Source organism: Streptomyces taklimakanensis (assembly GCF_009709575.1).
Lineage (GTDB): Bacteria > Actinomycetota > Actinomycetes > Streptomycetales > Streptomycetaceae > Streptomyces > Streptomyces taklimakanensis.
In genome coordinates this window covers 3,035,411-3,058,997 of sequence record NZ_WIXO01000001.1, presented here as the reverse complement: position 1 = coordinate 3,058,997, position 23,587 = coordinate 3,035,411, and the positions used below count along the sequence as shown (strand labels likewise).

Annotated in this window: 19 protein-coding genes and 1 pseudogene; 8 read left to right on the top strand and 12 right to left on the bottom strand. The window is 73.3% G+C overall.

What is annotated here, in order from left to right; all coding sequences use genetic code 11:
- Positions 1 to 26: 26 nt before the first annotated feature.
- From F0L17_RS13325 to F0L17_RS13305, 5 genes are all read right to left on the bottom strand, one after another.
- The gene (locus F0L17_RS13325) at positions 27 to 524 is read right to left on the bottom strand and encodes a MarR family winged helix-turn-helix transcriptional regulator (protein WP_155071248.1); all 498 of its coding nucleotides are present in this window, start codon (positions 522 to 524) and stop codon (positions 27 to 29) included.
- A gap of 169 nt (positions 525 to 693) precedes the next feature.
- Positions 694 to 1,413 (bottom strand): ABC transporter permease, encoded by a 720-nt coding sequence (locus F0L17_RS13320; protein ID WP_155071247.1) that lies wholly within the window; start codon positions 1,411 to 1,413, stop codon positions 694 to 696.
- Between the two features lie 49 nt (positions 1,414 to 1,462).
- Positions 1,463 to 2,380 (bottom strand): ABC transporter ATP-binding protein, encoded by a 918-nt coding sequence (locus F0L17_RS13315; RefSeq protein ID WP_155071246.1) that lies wholly within the window; start codon positions 2,378 to 2,380, stop codon positions 1,463 to 1,465.
- A 119-nt stretch (positions 2,381 to 2,499) separates the two neighbouring features.
- Positions 2,500 to 3,438, bottom strand: coding sequence for an ABC transporter permease (locus tag F0L17_RS13310; RefSeq protein ID WP_238419367.1), 939 nt, complete (start codon positions 3,436 to 3,438; stop codon positions 2,500 to 2,502).
- Entirely contained in the window at positions 3,428 to 4,483 is a 1,056-nt protein-coding gene (locus F0L17_RS13305) for an ATP-binding cassette domain-containing protein (protein WP_162466153.1), read from the bottom strand. Before F0L17_RS13305 ends, F0L17_RS13310 begins: the two co-directional genes overlap by 11 nt.
- 229 nt (positions 4,484 to 4,712) lie before the next feature.
- Here F0L17_RS13305 and F0L17_RS13300 point away from each other — a divergent pair, with 229 nt between their 5' ends.
- Positions 4,713 to 6,638, top strand: coding sequence for an SDR family oxidoreductase (locus F0L17_RS13300; protein ID WP_155071245.1), 1,926 nt, complete (start codon positions 4,713 to 4,715; stop codon positions 6,636 to 6,638).
- A gap of 30 nt (positions 6,639 to 6,668) precedes the next feature.
- Here F0L17_RS13300 and F0L17_RS13295 read toward each other — a convergent pair whose 3' ends face one another.
- Positions 6,669 to 7,556: an LLM class flavin-dependent oxidoreductase gene (locus tag F0L17_RS13295; protein WP_155071244.1), complete on the bottom strand. Its 888-nt coding sequence runs from the start codon at positions 7,554 to 7,556 to the stop codon at positions 6,669 to 6,671.
- Positions 7,557 to 7,758: 202 nt separating this feature from the next.
- On the opposite strand from F0L17_RS13295, the gene F0L17_RS13290 reads away from it, so the two are divergent.
- Entirely contained in the window at positions 7,759 to 8,628 is an 870-nt protein-coding gene (locus tag F0L17_RS13290; protein ID WP_155071243.1) for a Cof-type HAD-IIB family hydrolase, read from the top strand.
- Between the two features lie 100 nt (positions 8,629 to 8,728).
- Here the strand turns inward: F0L17_RS13290 and cydD are convergent, their stop codons facing one another.
- The 4 genes from cydD to hisC form a co-directional block, all read right to left on the bottom strand.
- Positions 8,729 to 12,283 carry a thiol reductant ABC exporter subunit CydD gene (gene cydD, locus F0L17_RS13285; RefSeq protein WP_162466152.1) on the bottom strand — a complete coding sequence of 1,185 codons (3,555 nt, stop codon included), beginning with the start codon at positions 12,281 to 12,283 and terminating at the stop codon, positions 8,729 to 8,731.
- Positions 12,280 to 13,347 (bottom strand): cytochrome d ubiquinol oxidase subunit II, encoded by a 1,068-nt coding sequence (gene cydB / locus F0L17_RS13280; protein ID WP_155071242.1) that lies wholly within the window; start codon positions 13,345 to 13,347, stop codon positions 12,280 to 12,282. The genes cydD and cydB overlap by 4 nt, the downstream gene beginning before the upstream one ends.
- Before the next feature lie 20 nt (positions 13,348 to 13,367).
- Positions 13,368 to 14,879 carry a cytochrome ubiquinol oxidase subunit I gene (locus F0L17_RS13275; protein ID WP_162466151.1) on the bottom strand — a complete coding sequence of 504 codons (1,512 nt, stop codon included), beginning with the start codon at positions 14,877 to 14,879 and terminating at the stop codon, positions 13,368 to 13,370.
- 151 nt (positions 14,880 to 15,030) lie between these two features.
- On the bottom strand, positions 15,031 to 16,110 hold the full coding sequence (gene hisC, locus F0L17_RS13270) for a histidinol-phosphate transaminase (RefSeq protein ID WP_155071241.1): 1,080 nt from the start codon (positions 16,108 to 16,110) through the stop codon (positions 15,031 to 15,033).
- Between the two features lie 382 nt (positions 16,111 to 16,492).
- Between hisC and F0L17_RS13265 the strand changes: the two genes are divergently transcribed.
- The 5 genes from F0L17_RS13265 to F0L17_RS13245 all read left to right on the top strand — a co-directional run bounded on the left by F0L17_RS13265 (position 16,493) and on the right by F0L17_RS13245 (position 22,045).
- Positions 16,493 to 17,605 (top strand): LacI family DNA-binding transcriptional regulator, encoded by a 1,113-nt coding sequence (locus tag F0L17_RS13265; RefSeq protein WP_155071240.1) that lies wholly within the window; start codon positions 16,493 to 16,495, stop codon positions 17,603 to 17,605.
- 220 nt (positions 17,606 to 17,825) lie between these two features.
- Positions 17,826 to 19,001 carry a metallophosphoesterase gene (locus F0L17_RS13260; RefSeq protein WP_155071239.1) on the top strand — a complete coding sequence of 392 codons (1,176 nt, stop codon included), beginning with the start codon at positions 17,826 to 17,828 and terminating at the stop codon, positions 18,999 to 19,001.
- A gap of 147 nt (positions 19,002 to 19,148) precedes the next feature.
- Complete coding sequence (locus tag F0L17_RS13255) at positions 19,149 to 19,997, top strand: Mut7-C RNAse domain-containing protein (protein WP_338018074.1); 849 nt, start codon at positions 19,149 to 19,151, stop codon at positions 19,995 to 19,997.
- A 113-nt stretch (positions 19,998 to 20,110) separates the two neighbouring features.
- Positions 20,111 to 20,971: a M23 family metallopeptidase gene (locus F0L17_RS13250; protein ID WP_155071238.1), complete on the top strand. Its 861-nt coding sequence runs from the start codon at positions 20,111 to 20,113 to the stop codon at positions 20,969 to 20,971.
- Positions 20,972 to 21,109: 138 nt separating this feature from the next.
- On the top strand, positions 21,110 to 22,045 hold the full coding sequence (locus tag F0L17_RS13245; protein WP_155071237.1) for an SCO4651 family lipoprotein: 936 nt from the start codon (positions 21,110 to 21,112) through the stop codon (positions 22,043 to 22,045).
- Positions 22,046 to 22,181: 136 nt separating this feature from the next.
- On the opposite strand, the gene F0L17_RS13240 is transcribed toward F0L17_RS13245, so the two are convergent.
- Positions 22,182 to 22,724: a GNAT family N-acetyltransferase gene (locus F0L17_RS13240; RefSeq protein ID WP_202917869.1), complete on the bottom strand. Its 543-nt coding sequence runs from the start codon at positions 22,722 to 22,724 to the stop codon at positions 22,182 to 22,184.
- A gap of 67 nt (positions 22,725 to 22,791) precedes the next feature.
- Here F0L17_RS13240 and F0L17_RS13235 point away from each other — a divergent pair, with 67 nt between their 5' ends.
- Complete coding sequence (locus F0L17_RS13235; protein WP_155071236.1) at positions 22,792 to 23,310, top strand: tetratricopeptide repeat protein; 519 nt, start codon at positions 22,792 to 22,794, stop codon at positions 23,308 to 23,310.
- A 124-nt stretch (positions 23,311 to 23,434) separates the two neighbouring features.
- Here the strand turns inward: F0L17_RS13235 and F0L17_RS13230 are convergent.
- Positions 23,435 to 23,584, bottom strand: a pseudogene (locus tag F0L17_RS13230) (thiamine biosynthesis protein ThiC); the annotation flags it as partial.
- Positions 23,585 to 23,587 lie beyond the last annotated feature (3 nt).

Here is a 23,587-nt window from a genome sequence, read left to right as displayed (position 1 = left end):
CGCTCGTCGCCGGGCCGCTCCCGGCCTCACTCCGAAGGAGACGACGGGGGCGGCGGGGACGGCGGGGCCTCCCCGCTCCCGTCCCCCAGGACCGCCCGGCAGATGGCGTGGAGCTGGGCGGTCTGCTCGGGGGTGAGGTGGTCGAACAGCGAACGGCGGACCTGCGCCACGTGCCCGGGAGCGACGGACTCCAACTCCGCGAACCCCTCGTCGGTCAGCGTGGCCAGAGTGGTGCGGTGGTCGGCGGGGTGCTGGCACCGGCTGACCCACCCCTTGGCCTCCAGCTTGGCGACGGCGTGCGAGAGCCGACTGGCCGAGGATCGGGTGGTCCGCGCCAGACGGCTCATGGTGAGGGTGCGATCGGGCGCCTCGGAGAGCATGGCCAGGATCTGGTAGTACGCCAGTGGCATCCCGGCGTCGTGCTGCAACTGCCGGTCCAACTCCTCCCGCACCCGTTGGGTCGCCCCCAGGAACGCACGCCAGGTCCGCTGCTCTTCGTCGTCCAGCCACCGTGTCGTACCCATATGTCCCAGCGTACGGGGACGTGTACGGACCCGGATCGCGGCGCTCTGCCCGGTCCCGCCGACGGTCGCCCCGCTCCGTGGGTTCTGCGCCGGGCCGGACGGACCGGGCCGCCCACCGCTCGGGGGAGGGAGGGAGCGGTGGGGCCCGGACGCGTCCGACGGCGCCGGCTCACTCCTCGCCGGCGATGGTGAGGGTGCGCAGCTTCCGCCCGGCGTACCAGGTGCCGGCGGCCGTCACCGCCGCCATCAGCACCACGGCGGCGGGCAGCCCGACCTCGGAGGTGATCTCCGCGCTCGGCGCCGTCTTCTCGGCCAGCGCCAGGGCCCACTGCTGGACGCTGAGGGTGCGGGCGCCGGGCACGAGGTTGCCGACCAGCGCCTCCCAGATGAGGGCGTAGACCAGGCCGAAGACGACGGCGTGCCGGCTGACGGTGCCCAGCAGCAGGAAGACGGCGCTGTAGGCGATGGACGCGGCGACCGCGGCGACGGTGTAGGCGACGGCGATCTGCCCGCTGTTGCCGTTCAGGACGAACCCGGCGATCAGCATCGGGACCGCCGAGAACACCATGGTGACGGCCACGGCGACGGTCAGCTTGGTGAGGATGATCGTGGGCCGCTTCAGCGGCTTGGCCAGCAGGTAGACGATCGAGCCGTCGTCGATCTCCGGGCCGATCGCGCCGGTCCCGGCGACCACGCCGATCAGCGGGACCATCGTGGCCAGCGCGAAGCCGCCGAGCACCTCGATGGCGACGGAGTCGTCGGCGCCGGTCAGCAGGCGGATCGCGACGGAGATCACGATCAGCAGGGCGGGCAGGACGAAGAGGATCAGCGCCCGGCGGCGGCCGAGCAGGGCCCGGTACGTGAGCCGGGCGACCGTGGGGTCGTACATGGCGGTGGGGCTCCTTGGGACGGTTGCCGGTCCGTGGGTCTTCCGGCCCTCAGGCCGTGACGAGGTAGGAGAAGACGCTCTCCAGGGACTCGTCCGAGGGCGAGACCGTGAGGAGCCGGATGCCGTGCTCGCGCGCGATGCGCGGGAGCTGCTCGGTGAAGCGCGTGAAGTCGATCGCCTGGATCCGCAGGGCGCGCTCGGACCAGTCCAGTTCGATGCCCGCCGTGCTGGGGTCGGCGATCAGCGCGGACGCCAGTGCGCGGTCGTCGCTGGAGCGGACGAGGTAGCGGTGGGGCCGGTCGGTCATCAGCCGGCGGATGCGGCGGAAGTCGCCGGACGCCGCGTGCCGGCCGGCCACGATCACCTCGATGTGGGAGGCGAGTTGCTCGACCTCCTCCAGGATGTGGGAGGAGAACAGGACCGTGCGCCCGTCCGCGCCCATCCGCCGCAGCAGCTCCATCAACTGCATGCGCTGGCGCGGGTCCATGCCGTTGAACGGCTCGTCCAGCAGCAGCACGGAGGGGTCGTGGACGAGCGCGGAGGCCATCTTCACGCGCTGCCGCATGCCCTTGCTGTACGTGGAGATCTTCCGGTCCTGGGCGTACTCCATCTCCACGGTGGCCAGCGCCCTCCGCGCGGCCTCGCCCGGGTCGGGCAGGCCGTGCAGCTCGGCGTTGGCCAGCACGAACTCGTGTCCGGTGAGGAAGTCGTACATCGCCTCGCGCTCGGGGACGACGCCGATCTCCCGGTAGACCTGCTCGTTGCGCCAGATCGGCGCGCCGTCGAGGGTGACGGCACCGGTGGAGGGGGCGAGGAAGCCGCCCATCATGTTGATCAGCGTGGACTTGCCCGCGCCGTTGGGTCCGAGGAGGCCGGTGACGCCGGGGCCGATGTCCATCGTCACGTCGTTGACGGCCACCACGTTGCCGAACCAGCGGGACACGTGGTCGATGCGGATGGTGGTCATGGCTCAGGCCGCCTTCTCGTTCGTCGTCTGACTGTTCACGGCCCCGCGCTCCCTCGCCCGCGCGGCGCGGGGACGCGGGCCCGTCGTCGTCCGCGGCGCACAGGCCGCGCGCGTGCCGCTCACAGGCCCGCCTTGCGGTAGCGGCTCATCAGCGCGGCCCAGCAGGCCGCGATCAGGCCGAGGACCACCAGGACGTACACGGCCGCGGCGGCCGCGCCCGGTTCGTGGCCGCCCGGGAAGCCGGAGGTGCCGCCCAGGAGCGCCGCCTGGACACCGTCGACCAGCGAACCCGGGGAGGCCAGGCCCAACCAGGCCACCGCTCCGCCGGCGTCCTGGGTGTGCGCGATGGCCTGGACGGTGGTGACGGCGAAGTACGGGATCGTCAACACCGCGATGACCGCGGCGACGCCGAATCCCCGACGCGGGGTGAGTGCGGCGACGACCAGGCCGATGCCCGAGTGGAGGACGGACAGCACCGCGACCGAGACCAGGCCCTGGAGGAAACCGGTTGTCTGGTCGGCGAAGCCCAGCTCGGCCAGGAGTCCGCCCGCGTACATCACCACCAGCGGCAGGGAGGTGAACAGGAACATCGCCGTCGACATCGCCGCGTACTTGGCGGCCACGTAGTCCATGCGCTCGATCGGTCGCGAGAAGTACAGCGGCACGGTGCGGAAGCGCAGGTCCAGGGAGACCGACTGCGGCGCCTGGGAGGCGAGGTAGAGGCCGATGACCGGTTGGAGCATCAGCGCGTAGTCGGTGTACTTCACCGGCATCTCGTCGGCCTTGGTGAAGACGGTGACGGCGACGATGATCCCGGCGGGCAGCACCATCACGGCCAGCAGGACGAACGGCAGCACCTTGGACTTCGCCGAGCGGCCGAGGCCGTAGGCGCCGCGCAGGGACTGCGAGAACAGGGAACGGCGGGCGTAGGACCTGCCCAGGCGAGGGCCGTCGTAGTGGCGGTAGCCGATGTTGTGGATGCTGGCGTCCTCGCCGCCGCGCGCGGCGGGGACCGCGGGGCCGGCGGTGCCGGCCGGAGCGCCCTGGTCAGGCCGCATCGGTGCCGCCTCCCTTCTGGGTGGTGCCGGTGGTGGTGGCGGTGGTGGCGGCGGTGCCGGTGGTGGCGGCTGCCGCGGTGCTCGCGGCGTCCGCGGTGGTGCCGGACGTCTGGAAGACCTCGGCGATGCGGTGCCTGCGCTGTTCCATGCGCACCAGCCCCAGCCCCAGCTCGGCGACCGCGTCCCGAACGGTGTCGTACACGGTGTCGTCGGACGCCTCGACCAACACCACGTGCCCGGCCCCGGGCAGTCCCTCGCCGCCCGCTGTGGCGGGCGCCACGGTGAGCCCGGCCCCGGCCAGGGCGGTGCGCAGGGCGCCGGTGCCGTCGGGGTGGGCGTCGGTGTCGGTGACCTCGACCGCCAGGGTGGCGGTCCGCTGGGTGAAGTCGGCGGTGGCGGAGGAGCGCAGCAGCTTCCCGCCGTCGATGACGACGACGTGGTCACAGGTGCGCTCCAGCTCGCCCAACAGGTGCGAGGTGACCAGCACCGAAATGCCGAAGTCGGTGTGGACGCGGCGGATCAGGCCGAGCATGTCGTCCCGGCCGACCGGGTCCAGACCGTTGGTCGGCTCGTCCAACAGGACCAGGCGCGGGTCGTGGACGAGGGCCTGGGCCAGCTTGACCCGCTGCTTCATGCCCGTCGAGTAGCCGCCGATGGGCCGGTAGCGCTCCTCGTACAGGCCGACGTGCCGCAGGGTGTCGGCGGTGCGCTCGCGGGCGGCGGTGGCGGGCAGCCCGGACATCCGCGCCATGTGGACGACGAACTCGGTCGCCGAGACATCCGGTGGGAGGCAGTCGTGCTCGGGCATGTAGCCGACGCGTTCACGGATCGCCCCGCCGTCGGTGGAGACGTCCATGCCGAGCACGGAGGCGGTCCCCTCACTGGCCGGGGAGAGTCCCAACAGGATCTTGATCAGGGTCGACTTGCCCGCGCCGTTGGCCCCCACCAGGCCGGTCACCCCAGGGGCGATCTCCATGGTGAGCCGGTCGAGCGCGGTGACCCTCGGATACCTCTTGGTGAGGTTTTCGGTCGCGATGACAGTCACGCGTCGACGGTAGTGGCGCCGGCCGCCCACCACCTCCCCCGGGGGGCGTGGATCTCCCTCGTGCTGGAGGTGGACATGCCCTTAGGGGGCCGGTCCGTGCGGACGAGCGCGGTCGACGGGACGAACCGGTGTCACGGCGCGGGAAACGGCTACTCGCGGTTCCGGAGCCGTACGGCGCCGGGCAGTGCCGTACGGCGCCGGGCGAGCCGAGCGAGGAGGAGAGGCAGGCATGGACGGTGCGCGGGCGGAGTCGGACACGGGGGGTGCGGGGGCGCGGGAGCGGACGGTCGCCGGGGACGGTGTCGAGCTGCGCGTCGCCGAGCTGGGGGAACGCACGGACGGCGATGGCCGCCGCCGTCCGACGGTCGTCCTGGTGCACGGCTACCCCGACTCCAAGGAGGTCTGGCGGCCGGTGGCGGAACGGTTGGCGGACCGCTTCCACACGGTGCTCTACGACGTGCGCGGCTGTGGGGACTCCACGGCTCCCGCACCGCTGCGCGGCGGCTTCACGCTGGACCGGTTGACCGCCGACTTCCTGGCCGTCGTCGACACCGTGAGCCCGGACGCGCCGGTGCACCTGGTCGGACACGACTGGGGCTCGGTCCAGGGGTGGGAGTTCGTCACCTCCCCCCGGGCGAGGGACCGGATCGCCTCCTTCACCTCGCTCTCCGGGCCGTCCCTGGACCACCTCGGGCACTGGTTCCGCGAGCGGCTCGCCGAACCCACCCCACGCCACGCCGCCCAGGCGCTGGGGCAGGGCGTCAGGGCGTCGCACGTGTACCTGATGCACCTGCCCCGCGTCCCGGAGGCGCTGTTCGGCGGGGTCCTGCCCGCCGTCCTCCGCCGCGCGGCCCGCGCGGCGGGAAGCGGTTCCCAGTACGGCCGGCGCGGCGGCTGGTTCCGGAGCGAGGACTACCCGACCGCGTCCCTGCCCCGCGACGCCGCGCACGGCGCCTGGCTGTACCGGGACAACGTGCGGTCCCGGCTGCGCGCCCCGCGCGAGGAGGCCCGCGTCCACGTGCCCGTGCAACTCGTCGTGCCGACCGGAGACCCGTTCCTGTCCCGTGCGGTCCTGGACGAGGTGGAACGGTGGACTCCCCGGCTGACGCGTCGCCTGCTGCGCGCGGGCCACTGGGCACCGCTCACCCATCCCGACCGGCTCGCCCTGTGGATCGGCTCGTTCGTCGGGGCGTGCGAGGAGCGGCGGGAGGATGACGGGGGGCGTGCGCCGGTTGCCACGCGCTCCTCGCCGGACCGGCACGCCTGGCACGGCCGGCACACCTGGCACGGTCGGCGCGACCGGCGAACCCGCAGGCAACAGGAGTACACCGAGCACTTCGGCGAGCAACTGGTGCTGGTCACCGGCGCGGCCCGGGGCATCGGCCGGGCGACGGCGCTGGCCTTCGCCCGGGCGGGAGCGCGGGTAGTCGCCGTGGACACCGATGCCGCCGACGTCGCGCGCACCGCGGAGTCGGCGCGACAGGCCGGCGCCGCGGGGGCCTGGCCGGAGACGGCCGACGTCTCCGACCGACGGGCGATGGAGGAACTCGCCGACCGGGTGACGCGCGAGCACGGCGTGGTGGACGTGCTGGTCAACAACGCCGGGATCGCGGCGGCCGGGCCCTTCCTGGAACACACCCCGGAGGACTGGGAGGCCGTCCTGGGCGCCAACCTGTGGGGCGTCATCCACGGTTGCCGGCTCTTCGGGCGCCCGATGGTCGAGCGCGGCCAGGGCGGGCACATCGTCAACGTCGTCTCCTGCGCCGCCTACGAACCCACCCGCGCCCTGCCCGCGTACTGCACCTCCAAGGCCGCCGCCCTGATGCTCAGCCAGGTGCTCCGCGCCGAGTTGGCCGGGGAGCGCATCGGGGTGTCGGCGATCTGCCCCGGCATCGTCAGCACCTCGATCCTGGAGGACACCCGGTTCCGCGGCCTGGACGCGCGGGACACCGAACGCCGTCGCGAACGGGCCCGGCAGGTCTACCGGATCCGCAGGTTCGCGCCCGAGCGGGTCGCCGACGCGGTGCTGCGCTCGGTGGTGCGGAACCGGGCGGTGGTGCCGGTCAACCTGGAGGCGTGGGGCGGGATCGTCCTGTCCCGGCTCTCGCCGGGACTGCTGCGGGCGTTCGCGCGGATCAACGTCCGGGCGGGCTGAGGTCCCCCGGGGCCCGCCGAGCCGGGGGCGTCAGAGGACGGTTCCGGCGATCTCCTCGAAGACCCCCTCGTCGGCCTCGAACATCGTGCCCCGGATCGGCCAGTGCACCACGAGCTCGTCGAAGCCCAGCTCCCCGCAGGAACCGGCGAAGTCGACGAACGCCTCGCGCGAGGCGAGCGGGCGGTCCGGGGTGAAGCCGGTGAGCAGGGTCCTGGGGAGCCCGGCCGGGTCCCGGCCCTCCTCCTCGCAGATCCGCTCCAGGCGTTCGACCTGCGCACGGAGCGCGTCGCGCGACTCCACCGGGGTGCCCTCGGCGGCCCGGGGGTCGCCGGTGGTCACCCAGGCCTGCCCGTACCGCGCGGCCAGCCGCATGCCGCGCGGCCCGGTGGCGGCCACCGCGAAGGGGAGCCGGGGACGCTGGACGCAGCCGGGGATGTTCCGCACGTCGTGCGCGGAGTAGTGGGTGCCCGCGTGGGTGACGGTGTCCTCGGTCAGCAGTCGGTCCAGGAGGGGCAGGAACGCGTCGAAGTGGTCGGCCCGCTCGCGCGGCGTCCACGGTCGCTCGCCGGGTGCCCTCAGCGCCGTGGCGTCGTACCCCGAACCGCCCGCGCCGACACCCAGCGTGATCCGCCCGCCGGAGAGGTCGTCGAGGGTGATCAGTTCCTTGGCGAGGGTGACCGGGTGCCGGAAGTTCGGCGAGGTGACGAGGGTCCCCAGGCGCATCCGCTCCGTGGCGCCCGCGGCGGCGGCGAGGGTGGGCAGCGCACCGAACCAGGGGCCGTCGCGGAAGGGCTCGCGCCAGGAGAGGTGGTCGTAGGTGTAGGCGGTGTGGAACCCCAGTTCCTCGGCCCGCCGCCATCGCTCGCGCCCACCCTCGGACCAGCGCAGCACGGAAAGGATCACGGTGCTCAGTCGCATGCCCCGAGCGTATGCGCGGGAAGGGGGCGCCGGATCCCCGGCCCTCGGGCCCGCGGTGGCGGCACGGCCGGCGCGGTGCGCGCCGGGATCGTCGAGGACTTCCGGGGCCGAACGTCCTGCCCCGGTTGCCCGCATCCGTCCTGTTCGCGGGCGTTCACCCCCTGGCTCGTTCGGGCGCCTTCGCGCACGTGTGTGCGGGCATATGCGCGACCATGGGAACGTGACTCACGTTTCTGCGCCCCCGATGACGCGTCCGCGCCTGATCGCGACCGATCTGGACGGCACGCTGCTGCGCGACGACAAGTCCGTCTCCCGGCGCACGGTCGAGGCACTGGCCGCCGCCGAGGCGGCGGGGATCGAGGTCTTCTTCGTCACCGGACGACCGGCCCGCTGGATGGACGTGGTCAGCGACCACGTCCACGGCCACGGGCTGGCGATCTGCGCCAACGGAGCGGCCGTCGTGGACCTGCACCGCGGCCGGCGGATCGTGCGGGTGCGCGACCTGCCCACCGACACCGCCCTGGCCGTGGTGGGGGAGCTGCGGAACGTCGCACCGGACGTGAGCTTCGCCGTCGAGCGGACCGGCGGCATCCACTACGAGCCGCGGTACCCGCAGTTCCACCTCGATCCCGGCGCGGTGCACGCACCGGTCGAGAAACTGCTGGCGGAGGGCTCCGAATTCGCCGACCAGCCGGTGCTGAAGCTGCTGGCCCACCACACCGACCTGGCACCGGACGAGTTCCTGCGCCTGGCCCGCGGGGCGGCGGGCCGGCACGCGGAGTTCACCCGCTCCAGCCCGAGCGCGCTGCTGGAAATCAGCGGGCCCGGCGTCAGCAAGGCCAGCACCCTGGCCCTGTGCTGCGAACGGCGCGGCGTCGTGCCCGAGGAGGTCGTCGCCTTCGGTGACATGCCCAACGACCTGGAGATGCTCTCCTGGGCCGGGACCTCCTACGCCATGGCCAACGCCCACCCCGCGGTACTGGCCGCGACGACGCACCGCACGGCCACCAACGAGGACGACGGAGTGGCCGCCGTCATCGAGCGGCTGCTGGAGCTGCCGCCCGCCGACTGACGGCCCCGACGGTACCGGAACGTTTCGGCACGGGACCGTCCCGGCGCGGGGCGCGGGCCCGCCGACCGGGGCCGGAGCACGACGGACCGACGACCGACCGTCATCGCCGGCCCGCGCCCACCGGCTCCTCGGTGGTCCGCTCCCGCTCCAGCATCCGCCGGAAAGGACCGTCCGCCTCGGCCAGCGCCCGGTACGGCCCGCGCTGGACCGCGCGCCCACCGTCGAGGACGACCACCTCGTCCACCGCCTCCAGACCGGCCAGGCGGTGGGTGATCAGCACGGTGGTGCGGCCCTCGGTCGCGGCCAACAGGTCGGTGGTCAGGGCGTCGGCGGTGGCCAGGTCCAGGTGCTCGGCCGGTTCGTCCAGCACCAGCACGGGGAAGTCGGCCAGCAGCGCGCGGGCCAGGGCCAGGCGTTGCCGCTGACCGCCGGAGAGGCGGGCGCCGAACTCGCCGACGAGGGTGTCCAGGCCATCGGGCAGTCCGTCGACCCAGGCGCCGAGGCGGGCCGCGGCCAGGGCGGCGCGGAGGTCGTCGTCGGTCGCGGACGGCCGGGCGAGACGGAGGTTCTCGCGCAGGGAGCTGTCGAAGACGTGCGCGTCCTGCGCGCACAGACCGACCAGGCGGCGCACGGCGTCGCCGTCCAGGGCGGTGGCGTCGACGGCGTCCGGACCGAGGGTGTAACCGCCGTCCTCGGGATCGAGGAAGCGCAGCAGGACGTGGGCGAGGGTGGTCTTGCCCGAGCCGGACGGTCCGACGACCGCCACGCGCCGCCCCCGGGTCAGGCACAGGTCCACCCCCGTGAGAGCGGGACGGTCCTGGCCCGGGTGGCGGGCCGTGAGACCGGCGAGGACGACGGGGAACGGGGACGCGGGCGCCGGAAGTGGATGCTCCGGCTCACGGACGGGCGCGGGAGCGTCGAGCACCTCGTGGAGTCGTTCGGCCGAGCGACGGGTGCGCTGTCGGTACTGGGCCGCCTGCGCCAGTCCGGCGACCGCCTCGAAGGAGGCGAGCGGCGTCAGGACCACCACCGCCATGAGGAGGCCGGCCAGCCGTCCGTCGTGGACGGCGGCGGCACCGAGCCAGGCCGCGGCGGCGACGGTGAGCCCGGCGACCGACGCGGAGAGTCCGCTGCCGAGCGCGGTGACGGCGGAGCTGCGGGCGGCGAGACGGGTGAGCGCGGTGTCGGCGGTGCGCACGGCACCGACACGGCGGGGCAGCGCACCGGCCACGGTCGACTCGGCGATGCCGGTGAGCAGGTCGACGGTGCGGGTGGTCAGCTCGGCACGGGCGGGCGCGAGCTGCCGCTCGGTGCGCCGGGCCGCGGCGGCGACGAGCGCCGGAACGGCGGCTCCCACGACGAGGAGGCCGAGGGCGAGGGCCGCGGCGGCCTCGGGAAGCAGCCACGCGGTGAAGCCGACGGCGGTCAGGGAGACGACGACGGCGACGGCCGCCGGGAGCAACCACCGCAGGAAGTGGTCCTGGAGGGCGTCGACGTCGGCGACGAGCCGGGTGAGCAGGTCGCCGCGCCGGGCGTGGCGCAGCCCGGCGGGGGCGAGGCGCTCCAGGCGGCGGTGGACGGCGACGCGCAGGTCGGCCAGGAGGCGCAGCACGGCGTCGTGGGAGACGAGGCGCTCGGCGTAGCGGAAGACGGCGCGTCCGATGCCGAAGGCGCGCGTCGCGGTGACGGCGACCATCAGGTGGAGCACGGGGGGCTGCTGGGAGGCGCGCGAGATCAGCCAGCCCGAGGTGGCCATCAGGCCGACGGCGCCGAGCAGCGCGAGCGCTCCGAGGAGCAGGGCGAGGGCGAGGCGGGCCCGCTGGGGGCGCGCGATGTGGCGGACGCGGGTGAGGGTGCTCGGCTCGGAGGCGGGAGAGACCGCGGGAGAGGCCGCGGGGGCGGGGGACGGGGCGCGGAGCGGGGTGTGGGTGGGGGCTCCGACCGATGTGCCGGTGATGGCCGGGGAGGTCGGCGCGGTGCCCGGTGTCCCCTTGCCCGCTGTCCCCTTGCCCGCTGTCCCCTCGGCCGGTGCGGTCGTGGGGGCGAGACGGACGACACGGTCCGCGACGGTGAGCAGCGCGGGGCGGTGGACGATCAGGAGGACCGTGCGGTCGCGGGCGAGACGGGCGACCGCTTCGACGACGGCGGCCTCGGTGGCGCCGTCGAGGGCGGCGGTGGGCTCGTCGAGCAGGAGCAGCGGCCGGTCGGAGAGGAAGGCACGGGCCAGGGCGACGCGTTGGCGCTGCCCCGCGGAGAGCCCGGCGCCCAGCTCGCCGAGGAGGGTGGCGGGCGAGAGGTCGGGGGCGCCGGCGTCGCGGAGGGCGGCGCGGACCTCGGCGTCGGTCGCGTCGGGACGGGCGAGGCGGACGTTCTCGGCGACCGTCCCGGCGAACAGGTGGGGGTGCTGGGGGACCCAGGCGATCTGGGAGCGCCAGGTGGACAGGTCGAGGTCGGCCAGATCGAGGCCGTTGATCCGGACACGGCCGGAGGTGGGGGGCGTGAAGCCGAGGAGGACCCCCAGGAGCGTCGTCTTGCCGGAGCCGGAGGGGCCGGTGACGGCGACGGTCTCCCCCGGGGCGACGGTGAGGGTGGTGGCGGGCAGCGAGTCGGTGGCGCGGCCCGCGTGGCGGACGGTGAGGCCGTCGAAGGCGATGGTGGCGGTGCGGGCGTCCGGGGCGGGGACGGTGCCGTTCGGAACGGGCTCGGTCTCCAGGACGTCGAAGACCTCCCCGGCGGCGGACAGTCCCTCGGCGGCGGCGTGGTAGTGGGCGCCGACCTGGCGCAGGGGGAGGTACGCCTCGGGCGCGAGGATCAGCACGACCAGGCCGGTGCGCAGATCCAGGTCGCCGTGGACCAGGCGCATGCCGATGCCGACCGCGACGAGCGCGACGGAGATCGTCGACAGGAGTTCGAGGACGAAGGAGGAGAGGAAGGCGATCCGCAGGGTGCGCAGGGTGGCGCGGCGGTAGTCGGCGGTGATGGCGCGGATCTTCTCGGCCTGGGCCTTGGCCCGGCCGAACACCTTGAGGGTGGGCAGCCCCGCGACGACGTCGAGGAAGTGGCCGGAGAGACGGGTCAACGACCGCCACTGGCGGTCCATGCGGGCCTGGGTCGCCCAGCCGACCAGCGCCATGAAGACCGGGATGAGCGGCAGGGTGGCGACGATGATCGCCGCGGAGATCCAGTCGTCGGTGACGATGCGGGCGAGCAGGGCGGCGGGGACGACGACGGCGAGGGCGAGTTGGGGGAGGTAGCGGGCGAAGTAGTCGTCGAGCGCGTCGATGCCGCGGGTGGCGAGGGTGGCCAGCCCACCGGTGTGCCAGGCCCCGAGCCGGTCGGGGCCGAGGGCGGTGGCGTGGTCGAGGAGGCGGAGCCGGAGTTCGGACTTGACGGCGGCGGACGAGCGGTGGGCGGCCAGCTCGGTGAGCCAGGAGACCAGCCCGCGGCCGACCGCCACGGCCGCGAGGAGGACGAGCGGAGTGGTGAGGTCGGTCGGCGCGGCGCCCTGCCGGAAGACCCGTACGACGACCTCGGCGACGAGGACGGCCTGGGCGATGATCAGGCCCGCCCCGGCCAGGCCGAGCACCACGGCCGCGACCAGGAAGACGCGGGTGGTGCGGGCGTACCGGAGCAGGCGGGGGTCGACGGGCTTCACGAGCGGGTGGGCTCCGGTTCCTGGTGGGAGGCGCCGCCGGGTCCGTCACCGGGGGCGCCCCCGGGGGCGTCGTCGGCGATGTGCTGGGTGCCGATCCGCTTGCGGAACACCCAGTACGTCCACCCCTGGTAGAGGAGGACGAGCGGGGTGGCCAGGGCGGCCAGCCAGGTCATGATCGTCAAGGTGTAGTCGCCGGACGCGGCGTTGGTGACGGTCAGGCTCCAGTCGGGGTCGAGCGTGGAGGGCATGACGTTCGGATAGAGGGCGAGGAAGAGCGTCGCGACGGCGGCGACGACGGTGGTGCCGGAGAGCGCGAAGGACCAGCCCTCACGCCCGGCGGCGATCGCGCGGACGGCGGCCAGGAGGGCGCCCGCGGTCACGGCCAGGGTGAGCAGGCCGACGGGACCGCCCCGGTCGAGCTGGGTCCAGCCGAGGAAGGCGACGGCGAGGACGGCGGTGACCAGGCCCAGGCGGACGGCGAGCGCGCGGGCGCGGACGCGGATGTCGCCGACGGTCTTCAGGGCGGCGAAGACCGCGCCGTGGAAGGTGAACAGGGCCAGGGTCGTCGCCCCGCCGAGGAGGGCGTGGGAGCCCAGGAGGTCGACGAGGCCGCCGACGTACTCCTTGTCGGCGTCGATGGCCACGCCGCGGACGATGTTGGCGAAGGCCACGCCCCACAGGAAGGCCGGCAGCAGGGAGCACCAGAAGATGGCGCGCTCCCAGTTGGTCTGCCACGCCTCCTCGGGCCGCTTGGCCCGGTACTCGAAGGCGACGCCCCTCACGATCAGGCACCCGAGGATGAGGAGGAGGGGGAGGTAGAAGCCGGAGAAGAGGGTGGCGTACCAGTCGGGGAAGGCGGCGAAGGTGGCGCCGCCGGCCGTCAGCAACCAGACCTCGTTGCCGTCCCAGACGGGTCCGATGGTGTTGATCAGGACGCGGCGCTCGCGGCGGTCGCGGGCCAGCAGCCGGGTGAGGACGCCGACCCCGAAGTCGAAGCCCTCCAGGAAGAAGTAGCCGGTCCACAGGACGGCGATGAGGACGAACCAGACGTCGTGGAGTTCCATCGCGGGAAACCTCGGGGGACCTAGTAGGAGAAGGCCATGGGCCGGTCGGCGTCGTCGTGGTCGTGGCCGCCGATCCGGGTGGGCGGGTCGAGGTCGGCCGCGGTGAGCTCGGGCGGTCCGGCCTTGACGTACTTGGCCAGCAGCTTCACCTCGACGACGGCGAGGGTGGCGTACAGGAGGGTGAAGACCGTCATGGAGGTCAGCACCTCGGCCTGCGAGACGCCGGGGGAGACGGCGTCGGAGGTGCGCAGCACGCCGTAGACCACCCAGGGCTGGCGGCCCATCTCGGTGAAGATCCACCCCCAGGCGTTGGCCACGAGCGGGAAGCCGAGGGTGAGGAAGGCGAGCTGCCAGTAGCGGCGGCTGAGGGCGGGGCCGAGGAGGCGGTCGCGGGTGAGGGCGAGCCGGGGCACCTCGTCCTCGGCGGTGCGGTGGCGTTCGGCGAGCCAGAACCGGCGGCGGGTGAGCCACAGGCCGACCACGCCGAGGGCCGTGGAGGCCATGCCGAAGCCGATCATCCAGCGGAAGCCCCAGTAGGCGACGGGGATGTTGGGCTTGTAGTCGCCCTCGCCGTACTTCTCCCGGAGGTCCTCTTCGATGTCGTTGATGCCGGGGACGGGGGTGTCCAGGTCGCTGTGGGCGAGGAAGGAGAGCAGGCCGGGGATCTCGACGGCGACCTCGTTGTGTCCCTCGTCGACGTCGCCGTAGGCGAAGACGGAGAAGGGGGCGGGCCCCTCGGTCTCCCACAGGGCCTCGGCGGCGGCCATCTTCATCGGCTGCTGCTCGTACATGATCTTGCCGAGGTGGTCGCCGCTGACGGCGGTCAGGGCGCCGGCGGTGACCAGGGTGACCAGGCCCAGACGCAGGGAGGTCCGCATCACGGGGACGTGGCGGCGGCGCAGCAGGTGGTAGGCGGCGATGCCGACCATGAAGGCGCCCCCGGTGAGGAAGGCGGCGGTCATGGTGTGGAAGAACTGCGCCACGGCGGTGTTCTGGGTGAGCACCGCGAGGAAGTCGGTGAGTTCGGCGCGTCCGCTCTCGGGGTCGATGCGGTAGCCGACCGGGTGCTGCATCCAGGAGTTGGCGGCCAGGATGAAGTACGCGGACAGGATCGTGCCGATCGAGACCATCCAGATGGTGGCCAGGTGGATCTTCTGGGGGAGCTTGTCCCAGCCGAAGATCCACAGGCCGATGAAGGTGGACTCGAAGAAGAACGCGATCAGTGCCTCGAAGGCGAGGGGCGCGCCGAAGACGTCCCCGACGAAGCGCGAGTAGTCGGACCAGTTCATGCCGAACTGGAACTCCTGCACGATGCCGGTGACGACGCCCATCGCGATGTTGATCAGGAAGAGCTTGCCCCAGAACTTCGTGGCCCTGAGGTAGACCTCCCGTCCCGTCCGCACCCAGGCCGTCTGGAGGCCGGCGGTGAGGGCGGCGAGGGAGATCGTCAACGGCACGAAGAGGAAGTGGTAGACGGTGGTGATGCCGAACTGCCAACGGGCCAGCGTCTCCGGTGCCAGAGCCAGTTCCACGGCACTCTCCCAAAGGTGGACATGGTGTGATGTGACACACGCGCTCGTGAATGCGTTCACATTCACAAGCCAGTATGACCCACCGATGACCACACCCTCCCGCCGGGGGGCGGGAGGGTGTGGAAAGTCACGGCCGGCGGACCGGCGGGGGCTACAGACCCTTGCGGAAGGTCTGCGCGGTCTGGAGGAAGAGGTCGTTGGCCGCGGCCTCGCCGATCGTGACGCGGGCCCCCTCCCCCGCGAACGGCCGCACCATCACACCCGCCGCCTCGCAGGCCGCGGCGAAGTCGGCGGTGCGGTCGCCCAGACGCAGCCAGACGAAGTTGGCCTGGGTCTCGGGCACCGTCCAGCCCTGCGCGGTCAGCTCGCCCACCACCCGCTCGCGCTCGCCGACGAGGGAGTCCACGCGCTCCAGCAGCGCGGCCTCGCTGCGCAGCGAGGCGATCGCCGCGTCCTGCGCGATCTGGCTCACGCCGAACGGCACCGCCGTCTTGCGCAGCGCCGCCGCCACCGGCTCGTGGGCGATCGCGAAGCCGACCCGCAGTCCGGCCAGGCCGTACGCCTTGGAGAAGGTCCGCAGCACGCACACGTTCGGACGGTCGCGGTACAGCTCGACGCCGTCCGGGATCTCCTCGTCGCGGACGAACTCCCGGTACGCCTCGTCCAGCACCACCAGGACGTCGGCGGGGACGCGGTCCAAGAAGCGCTCCAGCTCGGCCCGGCGCACGGCGGTGCCGGTGGGGTTGTTGGGGTTGCAGACGAAGACCAGGCGGGTGCGGTCGGTGACGGCGTCGGCCATCGCGTCCAGGTCGTGCGTCTCGTCCCCGGTCAGCGGCACCCGCACGGAGGTGGCCCCGGAGATCTGGGTGATGATCGGGTACGCCTCGAAGGACCGCCAGGCGTAGACCACCTCGTCACCGGGCCCGGCGGTGGACTGGAGGAGCTGTTGGGCGACGCCGACGGAGCCGGTGCCGGTGGCCAGGTGGGTCACGGGCACGTCGAAGCGGGACGCCAACTCCGCCATGAGGGCGGAGCAGGCCATGTCCGGGTAGCGGTTGAAGGAGCCGGCCGCCGCGGCGGCGGCCTCCAGCACACCGGGCAGGGGTGGGTACGGGTTCTCGTTGGAGGACAGCTTGTAGGCCCTCGGGCCGTCGGCCGCCGGGGGACGGCCGGGCTTGTAGGTGGGGATCCCGTCCAGTGCCGCGCGCAGCTTCGGGGCCATCTCCGTCATGGCAGGTCCTCCTCGACCCTCCGGGCCTGTCGTGGAGCGGCCGTGCCGGCGCACGGACCGCTCGTACCGCTAATGCTGCACACCCTAGAAGGATTCGCGGACGTGTCGTAGGGGTCGGCGTGAGGGGCGTACCGGAGCCGGCGTGCGCGGGTGGCGCGAACCATGGCGCGCATCACCCCTGGGGGTGAGTTGAGACAGCTTTGAGACATGGACCGTTCTGCTGGAGCAATCGGCCAAACGTTCACAGAAACAATGGAGCATCCTGCCAACTGCCCCTTCTTCCATGGTCGTTATGGGGAAATTGGCTTGCAGAATCGTCTCTTCACCCCTTGCCCCGTACGCCCCCGCAAACAGTGCGACACGGCCCTAGTATCGGCACGCCATGACAGCAGCAGGGAAGCACCAGGTGGGCCGGGCTCGCGGTCGCCGACTGGGACGTGCGGGCATCCGCGACGTGGCCGCCGCGGCGGGAGTGTCCATCACGACCGTCTCCGACGCGCTCAACGGCAAGGGCCGTCTGCCCGACGCCACCCGCCGCCACGTCCGCGAGGTCGCCGACCGGCTCGGCTACCGTCCCTCAGCGGCCGCCAGGACACTCCGCACCGGCAAATCCGGGCTGATCGGGCTCACCGTCACCACCTACGGCGAGGAGCCCTTCACCTTCACCGAGTTCGCCTACTTCGCCGAGATGGCCCGCGCCGCCTCCTCCGCCGCCCTGGCCCGCGGCTACGCCCTGGTGATCCTCCCCGGCAGCACCCGGCAGAGTCCCTACGACGTCTGGTCCAACGTCGCCCTCGACGGCACCGTCGTCATCGACCCCTCCGACCGCGATCCCGTCGTCACCGAACTCGTCCGACAGGGCATTCCCGTCGTCTCCGACGGCCGTCCCTGCGGAGAACTCCCCGTCACCGCCTGGGTCGACAACGACCACGAGGCCGCCGTCACCGGCCTGCTCGACCACCTGGCCGCCGCCGGTGCCCGCCGCATCGGCCTGCTCACCGGCACCAGCACCGACACCTACACCCGGCTGTCCACCAGCGCCTACCTCCAGTGGTGCGAGCGTGCCGGCCAGGACCCGGTCTACGAGGCCTACCCCGCCCACGACCCCTGCGCGGGCGCCGTCGCCGCCGACAGACTGCTGGCCCGTCCCGATCGGCCCGACGCCGTCTACGGACTGTTCGACCCCAACGGCACCGACCTGCTCGCCGCCGCCCGCCGCTACGGTCTGCGCGTCCCCGACGACCTGCTGCTGGTGTGCTGCAGCGAGTCCGCCGTCTACGCCACCACCGAGCCGCCCATCACCACCCTGTCCCTCAAGCCCGGACGCATCGGCACCACCGTCGTGCAACTGCTGATCGACGCCATCGAGGGCACCGGAAGCAGCCGCCCGGTGCACCGGATCATGCCCACCGACCTGATCGTCCGCACCTCGTCACAGCGCCGCCGCCCGCGGACGACGGTGAGCGCTCCGCGCTCGCCCGAGCGGCGCGACTGAGGTTACGACCCGGTAATTTCGGGAGCAACTCGGAGGAAACCCGAGCGGGAGACACTCCCGGTCCGACTCCCGTCCGACAGCCGCCCGAATCGTCCTCCCCCGGGTGCGTCACAAGGCGCGACCTGCGTTCCTATGATGGGCGCACGACACCGGGACCGGCTCTCGCCACGGGACGCCCCGAGGGAGACGGAGAGAGGGTTCGGCAGGTGAGGCGCGCGCGATGCTGGAGGGGTCGATGACTCAGGGGGCCGGTCGGGAATCCGACGTGTGGCACGGCGCGGGCGCCGTCGGTGCGGGCACCACGGGCACGGGTCCGACGATCACCGGCCCCGTCGGCGCGGGCCCGGCCGGTGCGGCGCACGCCCACCCCGGCCCTCCCCCTCCCCCTCCCCCCATGCCCCCCGGTCCCGCACCGCACGGCGGCGCGGCCGCCGTACCGGGCGCCCCCGGGCACCCGGGCGTCGAGCCGCACCCGGACGGCTACACCCCCACCCAGCGTGACCTGCCCGTCATCGGGGCCGGGGCATCCCCCACTCCCACCCTGGTCGACTCCCCCTCCCCGGTGCCCGGACCACCCGAGGAGCAGGGCCCGCTGTACGTCGTCGGCGACGTCCACGGCTACCTCGACGAGCTGCGGGCCGCCCTGTCGGACCAGGGCCTCATCGACGCCGAGGACCACTGGACCGGGGGCAACACCCGGCTGTGGTTCCTGGGCGACTTCACCGACCGCGGCCCCGACGGCATCGGCGTCATCGACCTGGTGATGCAGCTCTCCGCCGAGGCCGCGGCCGCCGGCGGCTACTGCAAGGCCCTGATGGGCAACCACGAACTGCTGTTGATCGGCGCCAAGCGGTTCGGCGACACCCCCGTCAACTCCGGCGCGGGCACCGCGTCCTTCCAGGCGGCCTGGCTGCTCAACGGCGGCCAACACTCCGACATGGAACGGCTCCAGGACCACCACGTCCAGTGGATGTCCCGGCTGGACGCCATGGCCCTGGCCGACGACCACCTGCTGGTGCACTCCGACACCACCGCGTACCTGGAGTACGGCAGCAGCATCCCCGACGTCAACGACGCCGTCACCGAGGCCCTCACCCACCACGACGCCGACGAGACCTGGGACCTGTTCCGCAAGTTCACCAAGCGCTTCGCCTTCCGCGACGAGGGCGGGGCGATGGCCGCGCGCGAACTGCTGGACACCTACGGCGGGCGGCGGATCGTCCACGGCCACAGCCCGATCCCGTACTTGTTGGGCGAGGTCGGCTCCGAGGACGGCGGGGACGGCGCGCCGGCTGTCCACGGGCCGCACGTCTACGCCGACTCGCTCGCGGTGGCGATGGACGGCGGAGTGACCATGGCCGGGAAGCTGCTGGTCGCCCCCCTCCCGCTCTCCTGAGGACGGTCGGGCCCCGGCGGGGGTCCCAGCTCCGTCGTCCGCGCCCTTCCCGGACCCGTGGAACACCGAGGGCGCACGGCCCGAGGGAGACCGCCGACCGGCCAAAACCGGTGGGAACGGCGAGGCCCGGCCGGCACCCTGGGGAGGGTGACGGACCGACCACACCACCAGGCCCCGAGCGGCTCCCCGACACCGCGCGAGCTGCTCCTGCGCGTCTCCCCCGAGCTGCGGATCTTCCTCCCCTCGCGCCACCGCGACACCGAACTCCTCCCCGTGCCGTACGACGGCACGTCCTCCCTCGGCCACGTCGTGCAGTCCGCGGGCATCCCGCTGACCGAGGTGGGCGCGCTGGTCCCGGAGGTGGACGGCGCGGCGGGCGGCACCGGGGGGCGGGTGGAGCCGGAGCACCGGCCGCGGGCCGGCGGGACGGTGCGCGTCGAGCCGGTGTCCAGGCCGCAGCCGGTCCCGGGCGGCCCACCCCGCTTCCTGCTCGACGTCCACCTGGGCACCCTGGCCCGGCGGCTGCGCCTGGTGGCGGGCGTGGACACCGCGTACCACAACGACATGGACGACCCCTCCCTGGTGGAACAGGCCAACGCCGAGCGGCGCGTCCTGCTCACCCAGGACCGCGGGCTGCTGATGCGGCGCCGGCTGTGGATGGGCGCCTACGTGCGGGGCTCACGGCCGGACGACCAACTCGCCGACGTGCTGGAGCGCTTCGCACCGCCCCTGACGCCGTGGACGAGGTGCACGGCGTGCAACGGGCTGCTCGACCCCGTGGCCAAGGAGGAGGTGGAGCACCTGCTCCGTCCCGGCACCCGTCGCACGTACGACGACTTCGCCCGCTGCCGCGACTGCGGGCACGTCTACTGGCGCGGAGCCCACGGGGACCGGTTGGAGGCGCTGGTCGCCGGGGCCGCGAGGACGGCCACGCCCGACACGCCCGACGCGCCCGACGCGCCCGACACGGTGGGGGGCCGTCCCCACGAGGGGTGACCGCCCGCCGGACACCGCCGCGCCGCCCTCACCGACGCACCCGCGCCGAACGCCTCGGCCACGCCACCGGGGGAGAGACCCGAACGACTCCTCCCGGGGAAGGAGAACGCCCGATGCCCGAGTCCCGCAGGCCCGGCACCACCGGTACGGCCCGCGTCGTCGCGGTCGCCGCCGTCCGGTGGCTGCGGCCCTGGCTGTACGGGCTGACCGTGGTGCTCGTCCTGACCGATGTCGTCTCCGACGTCCTCGACCTGGGCCCCGGCGTCCCCGGCCCGGTGCTGCTCGTCGCCGCCGCGGTCGCGCTGTCCACGGAGCCGCTGCGGTGGCTCGTCACCCGGAACGGCGGCGGGACCGAGCCCGGCCCCGTGGAGGTCGCGCCCCCGGTCACCGGCCGCTGGAGCGCCCTCAACAGCCCGGCGGACAAGGTGCCCAGCCACGGTGTCCGGGCCTACGGACAGGCGTACGCCATCGACGTCCTCCGGGAGTCGGGGGAGGGGGAGCGGGTCCGTCCGGCCTTCGGCTGGTGGCCGCCCGCCCGCCGCAACGGTGCCTTCCCCGCCTTCGGGGAGCCGGTGCTCGCCGTCGCCGACGCCACGGTCGTACGGGTGCGGGACGGCCGCCGCGACCACCTCAGCCGCAACTCCTTCCCCGCCCTGCCGTTCTTCTTCCTCGAAGCCTCCCTCCGCGACACGGCCGGAGTCGGCGCCATCGTCGGCAACCACCTGGTCCTCGACCTCGGCAACGGCACCTACGCCCTCTACGCCCACCTCGGGCGCGGCTCGGCGGAGGTCCGCGAAGGCGAGCGGGTGCGCACCGGCCAGGTGATCGCCCGGGTCGGCAACAGCGGCAACTCCACCGAACCGCACCTGCACTTCCAACTGATGGACGCCGCCGACCCGTACACGGCACGCGGTGTCCCCTTCACCTGGCGCGGCGTCGGAGTCCCGGCGAACGGCGAGGAGTTCACCGCCTGAACCTCCCCCGCCCCGACCGACCCCGGCCGTGCCCCCCTTGACGGAACTGTCCATTTTTCATCGGTTGACCAGGATGCGACCGGAAACGCGTGGAGCGACGGACGAGTACGACTTCGCGACACCGAGGGAGAACCACGCATGGCGCGCGTTTCACGTCGGACCAGGACGGGTGCGGTACTGGCCGCCGGACTGCTGGCCGGCACGGCACTGGCCGGATGCGGGAGCGAGGAGGACGGGACCGGCGAGAAGGCCGCCGGAACCGGCGCCGAGGAGCGGAACGACGCCGCCGAGGTGGTACGGACGGCCCACGAGAAGACCGTCGCCGCCGAGACCGCCGCGATGACGATGAAGGTGGACGCCACCGTCGGCGGCCGGCAGCAGACCGCCACCGGCAACGGCACCATCGACCTGTCCGACGGCACCAGCGACATGACGATCGAGATGGGCGGAGAGCGCGTCGAGCAGCGCATCGTCGACCAGACCCTCTATCAGAAGCTGCCCGCCGCCCTGCGCGAGAAGCTCTCCGCCGACAAGCCGTGGATCAAGGTGGACCTGCGTGAGGTCGCCGCCCGGAACGGCACCGTGGGCGGTGTCCGGCTCGAGAACCCGGCCCGGGCCGTCGACTACACCAAGGCCCTCTCCGACGACGACGCCAAGCGCCTGGGCACGGAGAAGATCGACGGCGTCAACACCACCCACTACCGCGTGACCGTCGACGTCGAGGAACTGGCCGGCGAGGACGACGCCCGGGGCGAGCGGCTCCGGCAGCAGCTCGGGGAGTCCCTGCCGATGGACCTCTGGCTCGACGAGCAGAACCGCATCCGCCGACAGCAGTTCGAGATCTCCCTCGACAACGCCTCCACCGGATCGCAGTCCTCGCGGAGCCCGCAGGACTCCGGCAAGGCCCAGGAGCAGCCGCAGGACGCCACGGTCCGTACCGTGATGGAGTTCGGCGACTTCGGCACCGAGGTGGACGTCTCCGCGCCGCCCGCCGACAAGACCGCCGACGTCACCGACAAGCTCGCCGGCCAGAGCGGGCGGAACGACGGCGCCCGGGCCTCCTCGGACGGCTGACCCGCCCGCACCGATGCCGGGAGGACCGGTCCCCTCCCCGGTCTCTCCCGGCCCCTTCCGGCCCTGTGGCCGCCCGCGTCCGTACGGACGGGCACGTCGGCGCCCTCGCTCGGCGATGCCGGACCCGCTCCCGCGGTCAGCTCGGTGCGAGCAGGTGGTAGAGGACGTGGTCCTGCCACTGTCCCGCGATCCTGAGGTAGGAGGGGGCCACCGCGAACGGTCTGAACCCGTTGCGGGCGAGCACCCGCTGTGAGGCGGTGTTGTGCAGGAGCGTCCCCGCCTGGAGCCGGTGCAGACCGAGTCTCCCGAAGGCCACCTCGACGGCCTCCGCCACCGCCGCCGAGGCGATACCGCGGCCGGTGTGCGACTCGCTCACCCAGTAACCGAGGTCAGCCGACTGGAACGCACCGCGGACGACGTTGTTGAGGTTGACCCGGCCGATGGGACGGTCGTCCTCGTCGACGATCACCAGCGGCACCATGCTCCCGCGCGCGTACGCGTCGAGTTGTGCCTCCAGCACGGCGCGCTGCCCCTCCACGGTGAAGTAGGCCTCGTCGCGCACCGGTTCCCACGGCGCGAGGAACGCGCGGTTCTCCCGCACACGATCGGTCAACGCTTCGACGTCGTCCACGGAGACGACACGGGTGACGGGCATGTCGCGGACCATGCCGTGCATCATGCCGGCACCCCTCCCACGACTCACCGACCGGGACCGGGCGGCGCCGGGACGCTGGAATGCTGGGGAGATGACGACATCCACGGAAGCGGAGTGGGAGCGGCGGATCGACGAGCTGTGGTCCGCCTTCGACGACCACGAGCCCGCCGACTTCCTCGCCCGCATGGACGAGTTGGTCGCCGAACTGCCGCCGGACGACCCCGTGGCCCTGTACGAGATGGCGTCCGCCCACGACTCCCTGGGGCACGAGGAGGAGGCCGCGCCGCTCTACCGCCGGGCACTGGACGCCGGGCTGCCCGAGGGGCGGCGACGCCAGGCGACGATCCAACTCGCCAGCACCCTGCGCAATCTCGGCCGGGTCCAGGAGAGCGTCGCCCTGCTCACCGCCGAACGGAGCGCCGGATCGGACGAATTGGACGACGCCGTCGCCGCGTTCCTGGCCCTGGCCCTGGTCGACGCCGGGCGGGAGCGGGAGGCCGTCGCCCTCTCCCTCGCCGCCCTCGCGCCCCACCTGCCCCGCTACGGCCGCTCCCTGACCGCCTACGCCCGCGGCCTCACCGACGAGGTCGGGGAGGCCGGGCGGGCGTAGTAGGGCACCCGGCACGGCGCGGGAGCGCGAGCGGCGCCGGACGGGCCCCTCCTCCCGGACGGCGGTGCCCGCGACGGAGTACCGATCGCGGGCACCGCGAGCGTCGATCGGAGCGGGCGGGCGTTCAGTCCGCGATGGGCAGGTAGACGCGGTTGCCCGCCGCGGCGAACTCCTCGGACTTCCGCCGCATGCCCTCCTCCGGGTCGAGCCCGTCGGCGGCGAGGTCGCCGCCGTGCTCCCGACGGATGTCCTGGGAGATCTTCATCGAAAAGAACAT

Bases quoted from the DNA above. Each gene is read 5' to 3' on its own strand.
- F0L17_RS13240 (WP_202917869.1), bottom strand. From the start codon at position 22,724: ATGATGCACGGCATGGTCCGCGACATGCCCGTCACCCGTGTCGTCTCC.
- hisC (WP_155071241.1), bottom strand. From the start codon at position 16,110: ATGACGGAGATGGCCCCGAAGCTGCGCGCGGCACTGGACGGGATCCCC.
- F0L17_RS13290 (WP_155071243.1), top strand. From the start codon at position 7,759: ATGCGCGACCATGGGAACGTGACTCACGTTTCTGCGCCCCCGATGACG.
- F0L17_RS13315 (WP_155071246.1), bottom strand. From the start codon at position 2,380: ATGACCACCATCCGCATCGACCACGTGTCCCGCTGGTTCGGCAACGTG.
- F0L17_RS13265 (WP_155071240.1), top strand. From the start codon at position 16,493: ATGACAGCAGCAGGGAAGCACCAGGTGGGCCGGGCTCGCGGTCGCCGA.
- F0L17_RS13325 (WP_155071248.1), bottom strand. From the start codon at position 524: ATGGGTACGACACGGTGGCTGGACGACGAAGAGCAGCGGACCTGGCGT.
- F0L17_RS13245 (WP_155071237.1), top strand. From the start codon at position 21,110: ATGGCGCGCGTTTCACGTCGGACCAGGACGGGTGCGGTACTGGCCGCC.
- F0L17_RS13250 (WP_155071238.1), top strand. From the start codon at position 20,111: ATGCCCGAGTCCCGCAGGCCCGGCACCACCGGTACGGCCCGCGTCGTC.
- F0L17_RS13235 (WP_155071236.1), top strand. From the start codon at position 22,792: ATGACGACATCCACGGAAGCGGAGTGGGAGCGGCGGATCGACGAGCTG.
- F0L17_RS13300 (WP_155071245.1), top strand. From the start codon at position 4,713: ATGGACGGTGCGCGGGCGGAGTCGGACACGGGGGGTGCGGGGGCGCGG.
- F0L17_RS13260 (WP_155071239.1), top strand. From the start codon at position 17,826: ATGCTGGAGGGGTCGATGACTCAGGGGGCCGGTCGGGAATCCGACGTG.
- F0L17_RS13295 (WP_155071244.1), bottom strand. From the start codon at position 7,556: ATGCGACTGAGCACCGTGATCCTTTCCGTGCTGCGCTGGTCCGAGGGT.
- F0L17_RS13320 (WP_155071247.1), bottom strand. From the start codon at position 1,413: ATGTACGACCCCACGGTCGCCCGGCTCACGTACCGGGCCCTGCTCGGC.
- cydB (WP_155071242.1), bottom strand. From the start codon at position 13,347: ATGGAACTCCACGACGTCTGGTTCGTCCTCATCGCCGTCCTGTGGACC.
- F0L17_RS13310 (WP_238419367.1), bottom strand. From the start codon at position 3,438: ATGCGGCCTGACCAGGGCGCTCCGGCCGGCACCGCCGGCCCCGCGGTC.